General features: G+C 67.2%; 10 protein-coding genes and 2 tRNA genes. 5 read left to right on the top strand and 7 right to left on the bottom strand.

Going from position 1 to position 14,806, the window contains the following annotated elements:
- Positions 1–161: 161 nt before the first annotated feature.
- From FBY41_RS21930 to FBY41_RS21920, 3 genes are all read left to right on the top strand, one after another.
- Positions 162–238: transfer RNA gene (locus tag FBY41_RS21930), tRNA-Ile, on the top strand.
- 31 nt (positions 239–269) lie between these two features.
- The gene (locus tag FBY41_RS21925; RefSeq protein ID WP_141847218.1) at positions 270–482 is read left to right on the top strand and encodes a DLW-39 family protein; all 213 of its coding nucleotides are present in this window, start codon (positions 270–272) and stop codon (positions 480–482) included.
- Positions 483–520: 38 nt separating this feature from the next.
- Positions 521–596: transfer RNA gene (locus FBY41_RS21920), tRNA-Ala, on the top strand.
- Between the two features lie 896 nt (positions 597–1,492).
- Here the strand turns inward: FBY41_RS21920 and FBY41_RS24310 are convergent.
- Positions 1,493–1,927, bottom strand: a complete 435-nt coding sequence (locus tag FBY41_RS24310; RefSeq protein ID WP_141847458.1) for a Fic family protein — start codon at positions 1,925–1,927, stop codon at positions 1,493–1,495.
- 200 nt (positions 1,928–2,127) lie between these two features.
- On the opposite strand from FBY41_RS24310, the gene FBY41_RS21910 reads away from it, so the two are divergent.
- On the top strand, positions 2,128–3,462 hold the full coding sequence (locus FBY41_RS21910; RefSeq protein ID WP_446496954.1) for an ISL3 family transposase: 1,335 nt from the start codon (positions 2,128–2,130) through the stop codon (positions 3,460–3,462).
- Between the two features lie 211 nt (positions 3,463–3,673).
- On the opposite strand, the gene FBY41_RS21905 is transcribed toward FBY41_RS21910, so the two are convergent.
- From FBY41_RS21905 to FBY41_RS21890, 4 genes are all read right to left on the bottom strand, one after another.
- Positions 3,674–4,438, bottom strand: coding sequence for a hypothetical protein (locus FBY41_RS21905; protein WP_141847215.1), 765 nt, complete (start codon positions 4,436–4,438; stop codon positions 3,674–3,676).
- Entirely contained in the window at positions 4,422–5,240 is an 819-nt protein-coding gene (locus FBY41_RS21900) for a TIGR04255 family protein (protein WP_141847213.1), read from the bottom strand. Before FBY41_RS21900 ends, FBY41_RS21905 begins: the two co-directional genes overlap by 17 nt.
- A 945-nt stretch (positions 5,241–6,185) precedes the next feature.
- Positions 6,186–9,278, bottom strand: a complete 3,093-nt coding sequence (locus FBY41_RS21895) for a DUF3427 domain-containing protein (protein ID WP_141847456.1) — start codon at positions 9,276–9,278, stop codon at positions 6,186–6,188.
- A 114-nt stretch (positions 9,279–9,392) separates the two neighbouring features.
- Entirely contained in the window at positions 9,393–9,794 is a 402-nt protein-coding gene (locus FBY41_RS21890) for a hypothetical protein (protein WP_141847211.1), read from the bottom strand.
- 288 nt (positions 9,795–10,082) lie between these two features.
- Here FBY41_RS21890 and FBY41_RS21885 point away from each other — a divergent pair, with 288 nt between their 5' ends.
- The gene (locus tag FBY41_RS21885; RefSeq protein ID WP_141847209.1) at positions 10,083–12,071 is read left to right on the top strand and encodes a right-handed parallel beta-helix repeat-containing protein; all 1,989 of its coding nucleotides are present in this window, start codon (positions 10,083–10,085) and stop codon (positions 12,069–12,071) included.
- A 30-nt stretch (positions 12,072–12,101) separates the two neighbouring features.
- Here the strand turns inward: FBY41_RS21885 and FBY41_RS21880 are convergent, their stop codons facing one another.
- The gene (locus tag FBY41_RS21880; protein WP_141847207.1) at positions 12,102–14,372 is read right to left on the bottom strand and encodes a caspase family protein; all 2,271 of its coding nucleotides are present in this window, start codon (positions 14,370–14,372) and stop codon (positions 12,102–12,104) included.
- On the bottom strand, positions 14,369–14,755 hold the full coding sequence (locus FBY41_RS21875) for an effector-associated constant component EACC1 (protein WP_141847205.1): 387 nt from the start codon (positions 14,753–14,755) through the stop codon (positions 14,369–14,371). The genes FBY41_RS21880 and FBY41_RS21875 overlap by 4 nt, the downstream gene beginning before the upstream one ends.
- Positions 14,756–14,806: the final 51 nt, after the last annotated feature.

Genomic DNA, 14,806 nt, shown 5'->3' with positions numbered 1-14,806 from the left:
CCGTCTGGGGGTTGTCGGCCCCACCACATCTGGCGGCGGCTGGGTCCGAACGCCCACCAGCGGGGGCCGTTTTGTGCGAGGGTCGGGGCATCAGGTAACGTTTCCCCTCGCGTCCGGTCGTCGGATTCTGCTGGTCCGGGCGGGCGCGCGACGGTGACGATGGGCCTATAGCTCAGACGGTTAGAGCGCTTCCCTGATAAGGAAGAGGTCGGAGGTTCAAGTCCTCCTAGGCCCACCATCACCTACCGTCACTGCACCAGGAGGAATCCATGCTCAAGCGACTCGTCATCATCGGCGCAGCAGTCGGCGGAGCGATCTTCCTGCGGAACAAGGCCAAGCAGCAGCAGGCCGAGCAGGACCTCTGGACGGCAGCGACCGACGACGTGCAGGCCCCGGTGGCACCCGCCGCCCCGGCAGCGACGCAGACCAGCGTCCCGGCCGACGCAGCAGCCGCCGGCGATGACGCACCGGCTGCTTCCTGAGCCGATCCGCTCGGGGTCGCAGCACCCAGCACCACCGAGGGGCCATGGCGCAATTGGTAGCGCACCTGCTTTGCAAGCAGGGGGTTAGGGGTTCGAGTCCCCTTGGCTCCACCACATCTCACCTCCGGCAAACGCACAACGCCGGCGTGAAGCTCTGCACAGGATGAGTGACTATCCTGACAAAATGCCTGACTACGTTGCGTCGTCATAGCCGTCCTCGCGCTCGTGTTGAGAACCGGAAAGACGGCGTCCATCACGCTGGCACGGGCCGCAGCTCGTGCCGATAGACCGTGTCGGTGACCACCGTCCCCGGCGTGGCCCATGAGGCGCAAGATCTTCTCAGTAACAAGCCTGCGCTCGGAGAGGATCGACACGAACGAGTGCGCAGTTCGTACGGCCTCCAGCGCGTGACGTCAGTCCCGGCACCAAACTTGAGCGCGTCCCGGAACATTCGCCGTACGTTGTGTGCGTCCTGCTCGATTCCGAATCTCGACGGAAACGTAAGGTCGTGGTCCTCCCACCGCGCCCCCGCTCGCTCACACCACACGGCTTGGTTCTGACGATGCCGTCTGAGCACAGCGACGACGTATCCCGAGACTGCGAGCGTCCGTCGAGACTTCCGCGTCTTCAAGGCGCCACCGGCGCTGACCGAGCGCCACACCTCGACGTGCAGCACCCCTCGCCTTACGCGAACCTCCGCAGCGAGATCCGAGCTCGCATCGACGATGCCTGGGAACGGTGCCTCGAAAACCCGGGGGCTTCCGCGCGCACGCTTTGCGGCCTGCAGCAGCGGATCAGCCAACGCGGGATCCCGTACGCAAAGCGCCTACGGGCGCCAGCCTCTTCGCGGCCCACACACGAATCGGAGCAACATCCCTCATCCTCATGCACAGCGACCGCCAATGCATGAATGGAGAACGGTCAACTCGCGCCGCCCTGGGGCAAACTCCCTGGCGATCAGACGGGCCCGAGCGAGAAGGCGGTCTTTGAGGTGCTCGTGATGGAACTTCTCAACTCGGCTCTGACCGAACGGCATTCAGCAGATCGACAAACACCAAAGCCATGGGAAAATGGTCACCAGCCATTGACGCCGCGGCTGCCGCTGGGAAGTCTGTGTGTTGCGGTCGGGGCCGCGCCGAGAGAAAGGCCTCGAGGCCGTACCTGGCGCATACGAAGACTCCCCACAATCGCGCGGTCCGACCGTTGCCGTTTGCGAACGGGTGAATGCGCACCCATTCCCCATGCGCCCACGCCGCCAGTTCCAGAACGACGAATTCGTCGGAATCGCCCAACTCCGCACCGAGCGGAAACCGAGAATCAGCGCCAGCAAGCTTGCGCTTTAGCTCTTCTATGAAACTCGTTATCTCCCGACTCACGTTCCGGGCGGGCACCCCCGCCAAGTAACCCACCCCCGTACGGACGCCCACCTCGTAGGCGCGGAGCATCGGTCGTCGTGAGTCGCCGCGGAAGCCGCCTCGGTACTCGGCCTCGGGCACGTGGGTCCCTCGAAGGAGGTCCACATGCGGCTCTTCCCATATGAGTGTGGGGTGAGCGCGACACGCGAGGCGGCGGCCTGAGCCGGGGATGGGTCGAGGTCCCGGAGGATCAGAGGACTCTTACCTCTCCTGATCTCTAGGACCTCGACGTGCCCGAGCCTACGTCGTGCTGCTCTGCGCTGGGCGGCTACTGCGACCGTTGTGACCTTCTTGTCGGCCTGGACGGCTTGCGCGTGACTGCCGTGGCCCGCGACGACCGCGGCGGGTTGACCATCACCGTGGAGTCCGAGCCGGCCTTGATGGGCTGCCCATCCTGTGGGGTGGTGGCCCACGGTCACGGACGCCTCGAGGTGCGGCTGGTGGACGCCCCGTGGGCCGGGCGGCCCGTGACGGTCGTGTGGCGCAAGCGACGCTGGGTCTGTCCCGAGTCGTCCTGCCCGCGGGTCTCGTTCGTCGAGCAGGACGAGCGGATCGCGCGGCCGCGGGCGCTGCTCACGGTGCGGGCGTGCCGGTGGGCGATCGAGCAGATCCGGCGGGAGCACGCCTCGATCCATGGGCTCGCCCGGCAGCTCGGCACGACCTGGGACACGGTGTGGACCTCGATCCGGCCGCTGCTGCAGGCCGCCGCCGCGGACGAGTCCCGCTTCGCCGGAGTCACCACCCTCGGGGTCGACGAGCACGTGTGGCACCACGTCAACCCGATCAAGCGGGGACCGAAGGCGCTGACCGGAATGGTCGACCTGACCCGCCAGCCCGACCCGAAGGAGCCCGGCAAGACCGTCGTGAAGGCACGGCTGCTCGACCTCGTCGTCGGCCGCTCCGGCCCGGCCTACGCCGGCTGGCTCAAGCAACGCGGCGAGGAGTTCCGTAGCTGTGTCGAAGTGGCGACCCTCGACCCGTTCCGTGGCTACAAGAACGCGATCGACGACCAGCTGCAGGACGCCGTCGCCGTGCTCGACGCCTTCCACGTGGTCAAGCTCGCCGGCCATGCCGTCGACGAGGTCCGGCGTCGGGTCCAGCAGGAGATCCACGGCCACCGCGGCCGCAAGAACGACCCGCTCTATCGGATCCGGAACATCCTGCACGCCGGCGCCGAGCACCTCACCGAACGCCAACAGGCCCGCCTGTCCGCAGCGATCGCCGCGGACGAACGCCACGACGAGGTGTGGGTCGCCTACCAGTGCGCCCAGCAGGTCCGCTCCGCCTACCACCAGGCCAGCCACGCCCGGGGCCGCGTCGTCGCGGAGAAGATCCTCGCCAGCTTCACCTCCTGCCCGATCCCGGAGATCGCCCGCCTCGGCCGCACCTTGGCGCAGTGGCGTGAGGCGTTCCTCGCCTACTTCACCACCGAAGGCGCGAACAACGGCGGCACCGAAGCCATCAACGGTCTCATCGAGCTCCACCGACGCGTCGCCCGCGGCTTCCGCAACCGCGAGAACTACCGCCTGCGAATGCTCCTCATCGGAGGGGGCCTCAACCTATGACCCCACACTCATATGGGAAGAGCCCCACATGCCAGCGGCTTGCCCAATCTCGCCGAGGAGCCTCTCGTCTCTGACTGTGGTCAACGATTTGCGCGACCAGAGCAGCCCCATTCGCCTCGAGCGTTGGAAGGTCAGCCGGCAGGTCTGCGTTCCACGGAGTCGGCGCTTTCGGTCGCCCTCGCCCCCCTGCCGCCCCCGCGATGGCTGTCTCCTAGTCCTCGATGTGCTTTGCGCCCAGCAAATCCTCACCACCGTACTCCGGAGCACGCCCGATTGTGCCTGAACGTAGACGTTGTATGGCGGCCGCTCTAAGTTCACTCGTCGCCTCTGACATGACGGTCTCGAACGAGTTCTGGCCATCAGCCATCCGAGACAGCCTTGATGGGGTGCCAGTCGTGAACCAGTGAAGCGCGGCCTCCGGGCCCAGTTGGGTGGTGAGCGAAGTCAGGGCTGCCCTCAGCCGTAGAAGCCGCCGAAGGGTTACTGGTCTGGGAACCGCATCCGGGTTCCGTAGCCAGTTGTAGTAGGTCTGTTCTGAGACGCCCACAAGCCGCGACACATCAGCGTTTGCCAAGTTAAAGAACTTGGCCAACGCCTCCCAAGCATTCGCGCCAGCATGCTTGGGCGAGTCAAGCTCGGACTCGACTCGAGGATACTCTGTTGCCCTCTTGCCCATTTCTTGAACTAGTGATGCAAGCGCCGTGGCAGTCGTTCGACGAGCAACGTCGGTGAACGCATCGACAAAGTTCCGCGTAGAGAGCTCCGCGAGAAGGACAGCGCGGCTGCGCCCTGACGTGCGTTCGAGATGTGACAGGAGGTCACTTACAAGGGGAGTTTCGCTGACCTTCCATCCGCTGAGTGTGGCGATGGCGACGCTACTGCTTGTGGGGGTCCTAGACGGATATTCGTCCCAACTGGACGCGTGCTCGAACTCGGAGAGGTCGTGGACACTCGTTGGTTCAAACAGAATCGTCAACTCTTTCTCCTCCCTCTATTAGTGCTGCTAGGCCTATCTCGCTAAAGGAGGCCTCGAATAGTGAGGTTACCGTTCGGTTCAATTCCTCGAGGAGGTTCGACACGTTCTCAACGGCAAAAGGCATGCCCGCCTCACGATAAGCGTCAAAGTCTAGAAGGAAGCAAAGCTCTTCGTCCGGGGCGCGTACGGTCCCATAGCGCGCATTTAATATGCAGCCACTCCCAAGGTCAAGAACGCTCCGGCCATCGACATCCTGGCTCGCCTGGGCGAGCTCCGGCACAGTCAGGGGACCACACAGCCACGGAGCCACGAACTCTGAAAACTCTGCGGGACGTTCGAACTTCCGGCCAGCGAGCCGAGTACCCCTGACGATGTTCACGTATCGGAGCCCGACGCGCGCTTCCAGTTCTGGCTCAGCTTCTTGACTGACAAAAGTGACCAGTTCCTGGAACCTCGGGAGGAACTCCGTCCACGTTGTGTACCCCGTCGTCTCCAGTGCGAAGGCATCAGGTTCCAAGGTGATGTGCCAGTCATTTGCCTCAGAACTCAGCCGGTGACCGCGGCGACGGTCCACTTCGAGCTGCTCGACCTGAATACCGCTGGCCTGTTGTATCAGCTGAGTTCGCGGACCTGACAAGCGAGTTATCTTTGGGTACGCCTCGCTAAAGCCCTCCCGCAGGCGGAGCGCGAGACGAGGCTCGGCCAGACGGAGGTTCTCCTCGATCCGGACCTGGCACACGACGAGGGACAGCGGAGATCGAGCGAGACGGCGTACTACGGGTGCAGGCAGTTGGAGGGTCATGCGTGCCTCTTCATGGTCGCTATGGTGCCGTATTTATAGTGTAGTTGAAGTGGTTTTCGACAAGGTAGCAGGGCAACGGGTCGTCTCGCGTCGGTGACTCACCGGCCGAGGTGATGGCGGCGCATCCACAACGAAGCCGGAGACCTGCCCACGAATCTCGCCCCCAACGACCGATCCACGACCCGGGCGTCACACATCCGCTGGCGCGTGCTTGTCGCACATCACCCGGCACAGGACTTGGGATCCCTCTGCGAGCGCGTGCGGATTTCTGTACTGGCTCAAGCGCGCCTCCCACGCGAAGAAGCGGTACTCCGCGTGGGGACCCCCGCTCCGGCGCTGGCGCACCTACGCGCACCTCAGCTCACCCCGCTCCTGCTACCGGTACGGACCGTTGCCGATGTGAAGGCCACCACTACGTGAATCGTGTGAATACGGACACGCCCAGCTTGAGCTCCGGCTATGGCCGCAGCCAGGAGGGAGTCGATGCTGAGACGTGCGATTCCGCCGCTCGGCGCAGCGTTCATCGCCGGCTGCCAAGCCGTTTCCGCAAGCCTCGCCTCGCGGGCGCCCCCACCCTCACGACCACGGCGACAATGACCGTGACCATCACGCACGAGGTCACGATCACCTTGCCGGCCGTAACCGTGCGCCACCACCGCCGCACCTTCACGGAGACTGTGGCAGGGGCCCTTCCCGACCGACAGACGCCACCGATGAGTACCTCGCGTGGCGTCGGGCGCATCGGGCGGCCGCTTACAATGACGGCGCAGCGGTGGTTCAAGCGTGCGTGAGCGGCGGGCTCTGGATGTCTTGACCAATCACCGCCCGCCGGGGTGGGGGTGGAGTTGCGACGGCGAACCATCGCGAATCGCTGGCAACTGAGCTAGGGACCACCGTCACGACACTTCGTGCAAACGACTATCAGCCCTGGGGGAGTAGGGAACCTCAGACGACGACGCTCGCCATCGCGAAGTCTGCGGCGGGCATCGAGGTGCGTAGGCGCCACGTGATGGCAATGGGACGCTCGCCCCGGTGCTCCACATAGTCCGCCTCACCCAGGAACACGTAGGGCGCACCTGTGCCGAACGCGGAGACCTTCCGCGCCCTCGTGAACAGCAGGACGTGACTGCCCTCAGCCCGGTGGTTGAGGTAGCGCTGACCGGTCCTCGAGGCGACTGTCGTTCCGGACTGCGACTCCCAGTGGAAGAGCTGTGGACTGATCGCGTAGTCCTCGTACATCGTCGTCGGTGAGTACTCCGCCTCCGACTTCTCCAACGTCACGAGGAACGCGTCGGCGCCTGCCTTAGGAGCGAAGAGGACTCCTTCACGGAAGCTGTTCGCCTTGCGGCCGTCGATCGAGACGTAGTCGAGGGCGGCAACGATCTCCTCGCGTGTGTAGCGGGCATGCACCCGGAGGGGTCTTTGCCACAGGTCGCCGGACAGACGAGACGTGACGCGCTCCGCTCCCTCCAGCCCGAGACCAATGACTGCCCGAAGGTCCTCTCGAGCAGCGACCTCGCGTCGAAGGGCGTCGAGAGCTGCATCGTAAGAAGCGAATCCGCCGCCGTCCGGCCAGAGCGTGAAGATGAGCATGCGCCCGAACGCCTGATGGATTGGGTCCGCGTCGCCGTAGCGCGGAGCGTCGTCGGCGAGCCAGGTCAGGTAGGCAGCCGCCCTGTCGGGGTCGTCCACGTGGCACAAAGCGCGTACCCGCTTGAGAAGGGCCTCCTCGAGAGGTCCGGGTGCGGCAACATCACGACCGGCCTCTCGGCGCAGGCGTGCCCAGGAGCGCCCAGCGCCAGACACGACATCAGACAGCTCGACACCAGCGTCGTGCAGGTACGTCCCGAGGTCGTCGGTGGGGTGAGCGCGCAGCTCGGACGCCAAGCTCGGCCACCGCCTGGTCACCTGGCTCTTGATGTTCTCGAGCACGAGCCGCTGACTCTGTCGGTCGAGGATGATCTGGGTACCGGCCGGAAGGAATGGGAATCCGTGCTCGACGTCGCCTTGGAGGGCAGCACGAGTGCTGCCGGTCATGGCCCGGAATCGCTGGTCGAACCGGAATTCCTTGCGGTGGTGACCGACGAAGTCGAGCGCGGTCAGGACTGCCTTGTCCCGGGCGCGACGCAGACCTCGACCCAGCTGTTGGAGGAAGACCGTCGAGCTTTCGGTGGGACGCAGAAACAGCACCGTGTTGATGGCGGGCACGTCGACGCCCTCGTTGAAGACGTCGACGGTGAAGACCACCTTGAGGGCGCCGGTGGCGAGGTCATTAACTGCGTCGTCGCGCTCTGCCGAAGGCGTATCACCAAGCACTGCGGCCGACGCCACCCCGGCCTCGTTGAAGACACGCGTCATGTACCGCGCGTGATCGCGCGAGACGCAGAACCCCAGTGCCTTCATGGTGCTGAGATCGGCGACTTTGTCCCGAACCGCCTTGAGGATGATCCGGGCACGTGCGTCATTGCCCGTGAAGAGGTTCGACAGCTCAGCCAGGTCGTACGCCCCGGCCTTCCAGTCGACGCGGGTCAGATCCATCCCATCGGCGACGGCGAAGTAGTGGAACGGCGTCAGAAGATCGGCCTTCAAGGCGTCCCACAGACGCAGCTCGGCTGCCGTGCGCCCCTTGAAGAAGGACCGCACGTCGAGGCCATCCCCACGTTCGGGAGTAGCGGTGAGCCCCAGCAATTCTCGTGGGGTCAGGTGATCGAGGATGCGATGGTAGGTGGTTGCTTGCGCGTGGTGGAACTCGTCGATCACGACGACGTCATACGCGTCGGCCGGCACGTTGGTGATCCCGTAGGCCGACAGGGATTGCACAGAGGCGAACACATGGTCCCAACGCTCGGGTCGATGCCCGTCCACGTAGAGCTCGCCGAAGTTGGCGTCGCTGAGAACCTCTCGGTAGGTGCGCAGTGACTGCTGGAGGATCTCGCGCCGGTGCGCGATGAAGAGCAGTCGGGGCAGCGCTGGGCGACTAGCAGCCAGCCGCCGGTAATCGAGGGCTGCCACAACCGTCTTACCGGTGCCAGTTGCAGCGACGAGCAGGTTGCGGTGGCGGTCGTGGACGGCTCGCTCGACATCGAGCTGGTCGAGCATCTCCTGCTGGTAGGAATACGGCCGCACCTCGAGGCCTGAGAGCGTCAAGGTGATCCTGTCGTGGACTCGCTTCCCGGACGCCTCGGCCAGAGCATCGTCCAGACGGTCTCGATCGAGCGCGGGGTCGTAGGTCTCGAACGTCTCGTCGTTCCAGTAGCTGTCGAACGTCGCCAGGAACTTCTGCAGCAGCGCCGGGGTGGAAACCGCGGACAACCGCACGTTCCACTCCACACCGTCGAGCATCGCCGCGCGTGAGAGGTTGCTCGATCCGACGTATGCCGTGTCAAACCCCGTGTTGCGACGGAACAGCCACGCTTTGGCGTGCAACCGCGTGCGCTGCGCGTCGTACTGCACCTTGACCTGCGCACCAAAGTCCCGCACCAGCCGATCCAGGGCGGCACGCTCGGTGGCGCCCATGTAGGTCGTGGTGATGACGCGCAGCGGTGCTCCACGATCTCGGAGCAGCTCCAGGCGATCTTCCAGGAGTCGTAAGCCGTACCACTTGACGAAGGCCATGATGACGTCGGCGCTGTCGGCACTCGCCAACTCGGCCCGGATCTCGTGCCCCACCCCCGGCTCTCCAGGCGCGTTGGTGAGAAGTGCGGCATCCGACAACGGCGTGGACGGCCGGTCAACGACCAACCCGAAAGACTGACCGGCGCCGGGCTGCGAGAGCACCGCGAGGAGCTGCCCCGCCTCCGCCAAGGAATCCTGCTGCGAACCCAGGTTCTCGACCAGCCGATTGACGAGGGCGAGTCGGCCTTCCGCGCTCCTTTCCGCGCGCAAGGCACGCAGCGTGACATCCCGAACGTGGCGGGCGAGAACCTCTGGCTCATCTGCCTCGTCCACCAGGCCGCGGTGAATCCCTGGGGCGGGCAGCCCTTCGAGTCGCTTCTCCAAGGCCCGCGTGATCAAGCTTTCGTAGAGGCCCTCGAGCAGACTTTCGTCCCCATTCGTCACCTGAGGCAGCTTGCCAGGCCAAGGCAAGGAAATCCGTCACATCGCTCCGAGACCGACCGAGGTGCCCGACCGGGTGCCCGGTGCGAAGGGCCGTCAGCTCGTCCGGTGCCAGGTGACGTGCGCGTCATCGGTGAGCGTGTCGGTCGCGGCGTCGTACACGTAGCCCAGCACGAGCCTCTCCCGGAACACGTTGCCCCCAGGCAGGCACGTGAGCGTGCCGACCATCGTCAGGGTGTCACCGTCCGGGTATCCGGGCCCCTTGACCATGGCCGGATCGCCGCCGCAGGCGCTGCTGGCGACGTCGTCGAAGTAGGACATCGAGTACACGTGGGCGCCTGACCCGACGATGGTGAGTGTCTGGTTGCTGCCGTCGGTGTCGATAGACGTCCAGGTGCCGGCGAGAGGTCCGCTGGCCGCCGAGGCCGTAGGCGCGAGAACGGCGCCCGCGACGACGAGGACGGCACTGAGTGCGAGGGCTTGGCGAGTTCGCTTCATGAGATGACACCTTCCTGGTGGGCGTGAGTGTTGCCCCCGAAGCCCCCGAGCTCCCCCGTTTCTCCCCAACTCCCGAGTGTGCTCCTGGCTCCCCGGCTCCGTCACGGCTTCCGCCCACATCGCCGCTCGCGACACACAGCCGAGGCGGAGGTTCGTCACCGATCGCGAGAGTTGCACCGAAACGACCGCACGGCCGCAATGACCTGACCGGCCCGCCGACCGACTGGCGCGCAACCTGCGTAGTGTCGAGAGCGCACCCATCGAGCCCCACCGAGAGGACACACTGTCGTGACTTCCGTCCTGCATGTCGCCACCACCGGCTCCGACCAGGCAGACGGGTCCGAGGCCAGCCCCCTCCGCACGATCAACCACGCCGCGCAGCTCGCCCAGCCGGGTGACACGGTGCTCGTCCACGAGGGCGAGTACCGCGAGTGGGTCAAGCCCAAACGAGGCGGCCTCAGCAACACCCGCCGCATCACCTACGAAGCCGCCGCCGGCGAGCACGTCGTCATCAAGGGCTCCGAGCGCATCACCGGTTGGCAGAAGGACGAAAACGCCTCAGCTCCAAGCGAAGACGTCTGGACCGTCACCGTCCCCAACGAGCTCTTCGGCGACTTCAACCCCTTCGCCGAGGAGATCGTCGGCGACTGGGTGGTCCGCCCCATCGAGGACGGCCAGCGCAAGCACCTCGGCGACGTCTACCTCGACGGCCGCAGCTTCTACGAGGTCGGCAGCCCCGACGAGGTCCGCCACCCCACCCGCCGCACCGAGGTCCGCGACGACTGGACCGAGCGGACGGTCCCCATTCACGACCCCGACCAGACGGCATACGTCTGGCACGCCCGTGTCACCGCTGACACGACGACGATCTGGGCGAACTTCCAGGGTGCCGACCCCAACGAACGCCTCGTCGAGATCAACGTGCGCCGCTCGGTCTTCTACCCCACCGAGCACCACGTCGACTTCATCACCGTCCGCGGCTTCGAGCTCTGCCAGGCCGCCACCCCCTGGGCGCCCCCGACGGCCGACCAGCCCGGGCTCATCGGCCCGAACTGGGCCAAGGGCTGGGTCATCGAGGACAACGTCATCCACGACGCGAAGTGCGTGGCGATCTCCATCGGCAAGGAGGCCTCGACGGGCGACAACAACTACACCCGCCGCGGCGACAAGCCCGGCTACCAGTACCAGCTCGAGTCCGTCTTCTCCGCCCAGCAGATCGGCTGGGACAGGGAGCACATCGGCAGCCACGTCATCCGCCGCAACACGATCTACGACTGCGGCCAGTGCGCGATCGCCGGCCACCTCGGCTGCGTGTTCTCCTCCATCGAGGACAACCACATTCACCGCATCGCCCTCAAGCGCGAGTTCTACGGCCACGAGATCGCCGGCATCAAGCTCCACGCGGCCATCGACGTCGAGATCACCCACAACCGCATCCACGCCTGCTCGCTCGGCATCTGGCTGGACTGGCAGACCCAGGGCACCCGCGTCGCGCGCAACGTCCTCTACGGCAACTCGCGCGACCTCTTCGTCGAGGTGAGCCACGGCCCCTACGTCATCGACCACAACCTGCTGGCCTCCCCGGTCTCCATCGAGTCCTTCAGCCAGGGCGGCGCCTACGTCGGCAACCTCCTCGCCGGCACCCTCGGCCTCATCCGCGTCATGGACCGCGCCACCCCCTACCACCGCCCGCACAGCACGCAGGTCGCCGGCTACGCCGTCATCTACGGCGCCGACGACCGCTGGATCGGCAACGTCTTCGCCGGCGGCGAGATCGACGACGCCTACGGCACCGACGCGCACACCTTCGACGGCGCTTGGGTCGGCACCGCGGGCTACGACGGCCACCCCTCGACGTTCGACGACTACCTCGCGCTCATCGACGCGCAGCCGCCGGGCGACCACAACCGCTTCCCCGACGTGCCGCAGCCCGTCTACATCCGCCACAACGCGTATGCCGGCGCCGCCCGCCCGTATGCCGCCGAGGACGCCCCGCTGCACCTGTCGTCCGCGTCGTTCACCGTCGTCGATGAGGGCGACGCGGTCTGGCTCGAGGCCGACCTGGCGGAGGAGTTCGACGGGCTGCGGGTCGGGCTCGTCACCGGCGCCGACCTGCCCCGGGTGCGCTTCGTCGACGCCGACTTCGAGGAGCGCGACGGCTCGCCCGTCGTCATCGACCGCGACCTGCTCGGGGAGCGCAAGCACGCCGACGGGTCCTATCCGGCGGGTCCGCTCACCACCCTGGCATCGGGCACCTCCCGCATCCGCGTCTGGTGACCGTACGCGTGTGGTGACCGGCCCATCACGTCAAGCCTCGCGGGAGCGGCCGTCCCGTCGACCGATGAGGACGGCCGCCACGGCGAGTGCGAGGTCGGCGACGACGAGGACGGGCAGGCCGTGCGACTCCTCGGACCTCGTCGTCAGCGCCACCCACTGCGAGAGGGAGTAGCCGAGGGTCCCGATCGCCCACGTGGCCAGCAGCACACGCCCGACGGCGACGGGGCGCACGACCACCGCTCCGACTGTCGCGATCATCGTGAGCACCGCCCAGACGTAGGCGACGCCCGCCTGGTAGCCGGTGTCGCCGATCGAGCCCAGATACGCCGCGAACCCGGCGATGAGGATCGTCGTGATGGCGCCGAGCGCCACAGCTGCGATCGACCCGGGGTCCCGCCAGACGACGCGGCCGAAGGGCACCGGGTTGCGCCACGCCGCCACCACAACGGCGACGACCCCGCAGGCGACGAGGACCGCCAGCCCCGCCACGGCCAGCGACGCGCCGACATCCTGCGCATCCGTGCTCAGCGCTGCGAGCTCGCCGGCGAAGCCCAGGAGGGTCGCCCCGGCGACGGCTGACACCGCGAGCAGGAAGCCGAGCGCCACCTCCGTGCGCACCCGCGGGGCGAACATCGTGACCCCTGCTGCCACGGCCATCAGCCCGGGAGTCACCATGGTCAGCACCAGGCCGGGGGCGTCATCCGCGAAGGTCTGCCCGTATCGCCAGGGCAGCATGAGGCTCGCGAGGAGGAAGAGCCCGCCGACGATCGCCGTCAGGCCGGCGACGACCCGCAGCCGCTGTCTCGGTTGCGCCCCAGGCCCCTCGGTTTTCCGATCTGCCATCCCCGCCGGCGCGCCCGCCGGCTCGGTGCGGGGGGGCACGGCCGTAGGACGCTCACCTATCGCCCCCGCCTGCACGCTCGCCCCGCTGCCGCCGCTCGGCACGGCTGACCCGCCCGTGGGCACCTTCTCCGAACTCGCGGCACCCAGCACCGATGCGGTGACGGGAACCACGACGGAACCGGTCGGGCTCGACACGGTGAGGCTGCCGGCATACGACCGGCCGGTGGGCGAGAAGGTCACGGTGACGAGCCCGCTGTCAGCAACAGCGGCGAGTGGTGGCACGGCCTCGACGCTCACCTCACGCGCGAGCGGTACCCCGGTCACCCTCAGCTCGCGGCGGACCTCGAGCACGTCGTCGGGTGCGAGCTCCCCGAAGTCGACGACCGGCGGGCTCACCTGCGGGGCCGCCCAGGTGATGACGCTGCTCGCGTCGTCGGCGACGACCTTCGCGTCCGTCGAGGCGACGACTCGAAGGGCCTCGAGCGCGCCGAGGGCAACCGCGAGGTCCGGGTGGGCCAGCCGATCACGCAGCTCGCTGACTGCTCCGCGGCGGTAGGTCGGGTCGGGCTCTCGAAGCGCAGCGGCGATGGCGTCGGGGATCGGCGCGGCACGCAGTCGGCGCCGACGGCTCCTGGCGAGATAGAGCTCACCGGACATCTCGACATCCCGGCCGGGCGTCTGTCGGGGATTCACCTCCTTGACCCGGTCGAAGACGTAGTCATAGAGCTCGTTGAGCGAGATGAGACCGTCCTCGTCACGGTCGGCATCACCCGTTCGCAGACCCTCGACCACGGCCGAGGTGAAGACGGACGGCGAGCTCTCGAGGTCCGAGGCGAGGGTGGTCCCCTCGAACGCATACTCCATGGCGCTCGAGGCGCTGATGACCGCCCGGCCCCGACCTCCCCCGAGCCGACCCGCCGGAAAGCTGTCCATGACGTTGACGGGGCCAGCCGCCCGCACCGTCACCCCCTGGCCGAAGGCACCGCCGTAGCAGCAGTCAAGGAAGAGGACGATGCTGCGGGCCCTCGAGCTGCGCATGCACCGCTGGATGAAATCCGCTGCGACGGCGGTCGATCCGAGTCGATCGGGTCGGGTGTTCCTCGCCGCGATGAAGAGCTCGCCGGCGTCGCTCTTGAGGCCGTGCCCGGAGAAGTGCAGCAGCAACAGGTCGTCCGGACGGCTGTCGGCGAACAGGTCGTCGATGTGAGCCTGCACCTCGTAGGACGCGGCGTTGTGCACGACCGACACGTCGAAGCCGCCCACCTCGGGGTCGCCGAGCACGTCGGCGAGGGCGCGCGAGTCCGCCTGCGGCGCTCGCAGCTGACCCAGGCTGGGGTGGTCGTAGGTGTCGTTGGCGATGATGAGCGCCCGCCGGGAGCCGGTGGCACCGGCGGGGCCGGCCGGGCCAGCTGGGCCACCCAGGCCGCCGGCAGCGCCAGCACTCGCGCCCGCTGTCATGGCGACTCGCGGACCTCGTGGCGCGCGATGAAGAGGTCGACGAGACGCTGCTGCTCGCCCGTCGTTGCTCCGGTGAGCTCGAGCGTCTCGCCGGAGATCTCCAGGCGCACGGTCCGCGGCGCTGCGTGGCCGCGGCCGAGCCAGTCGCGGACCGACGCGATCAGCGCACTGAGACCGCCTGAGCCGAGGATCGCGATCGCCAACGTGCTCACACTGGCGGCATCCACGCCCCGCGCCCCGGTCGGGACGTCGGTGGGCGGGCTCTCCGTCACCTCGAGGACGGGCTCCTGCACGAGCTGCGCGCGCAACTGCCGGTGGAGCAGGTCGGTGCGCGCCTCATCGGCCCCGCTCTCGGCGAGCCACAGCTGCACGGTCCTGGCCATCGGTCCCACCTCACGGCGCCGAGCTCCTACGCGACCGATGGTACTCGCGTG

Origin of the sequence: Humibacillus xanthopallidus (assembly GCF_006716675.1) — a bacterium.
Classification (GTDB): Bacteria; Actinomycetota; Actinomycetes; order Actinomycetales; family Dermatophilaceae; genus Humibacillus; species Humibacillus xanthopallidus_B.
Note: the sequence above shows the minus strand (reverse complement) of the source record. Positions and strands in the feature narration are given on the sequence as shown.

Bases quoted from the DNA above. Each gene is read 5' to 3' on its own strand.
- FBY41_RS21925 (WP_141847218.1), top strand. From the start codon at position 270: ATGCTCAAGCGACTCGTCATCATCGGCGCAGCAGTCGGCGGAGCGATC.
- FBY41_RS24310 (WP_141847458.1), bottom strand. From the start codon at position 1,927: ATGCTCCGCGCCTACGAGGTGGGCGTCCGTACGGGGGTGGGTTACTTG.
- FBY41_RS21900 (WP_141847213.1), bottom strand. From the start codon at position 5,240: ATGACCCTCCAACTGCCTGCACCCGTAGTACGCCGTCTCGCTCGATCT.
- FBY41_RS21890 (WP_141847211.1), bottom strand. From the start codon at position 9,794: ATGAAGCGAACTCGCCAAGCCCTCGCACTCAGTGCCGTCCTCGTCGTC.
- FBY41_RS21880 (WP_141847207.1), bottom strand. From the start codon at position 14,372: ATGACAGCGGGCGCGAGTGCTGGCGCTGCCGGCGGCCTGGGTGGCCCA.
- FBY41_RS21875 (WP_141847205.1), bottom strand. From the start codon at position 14,755: ATGGCCAGGACCGTGCAGCTGTGGCTCGCCGAGAGCGGGGCCGATGAG.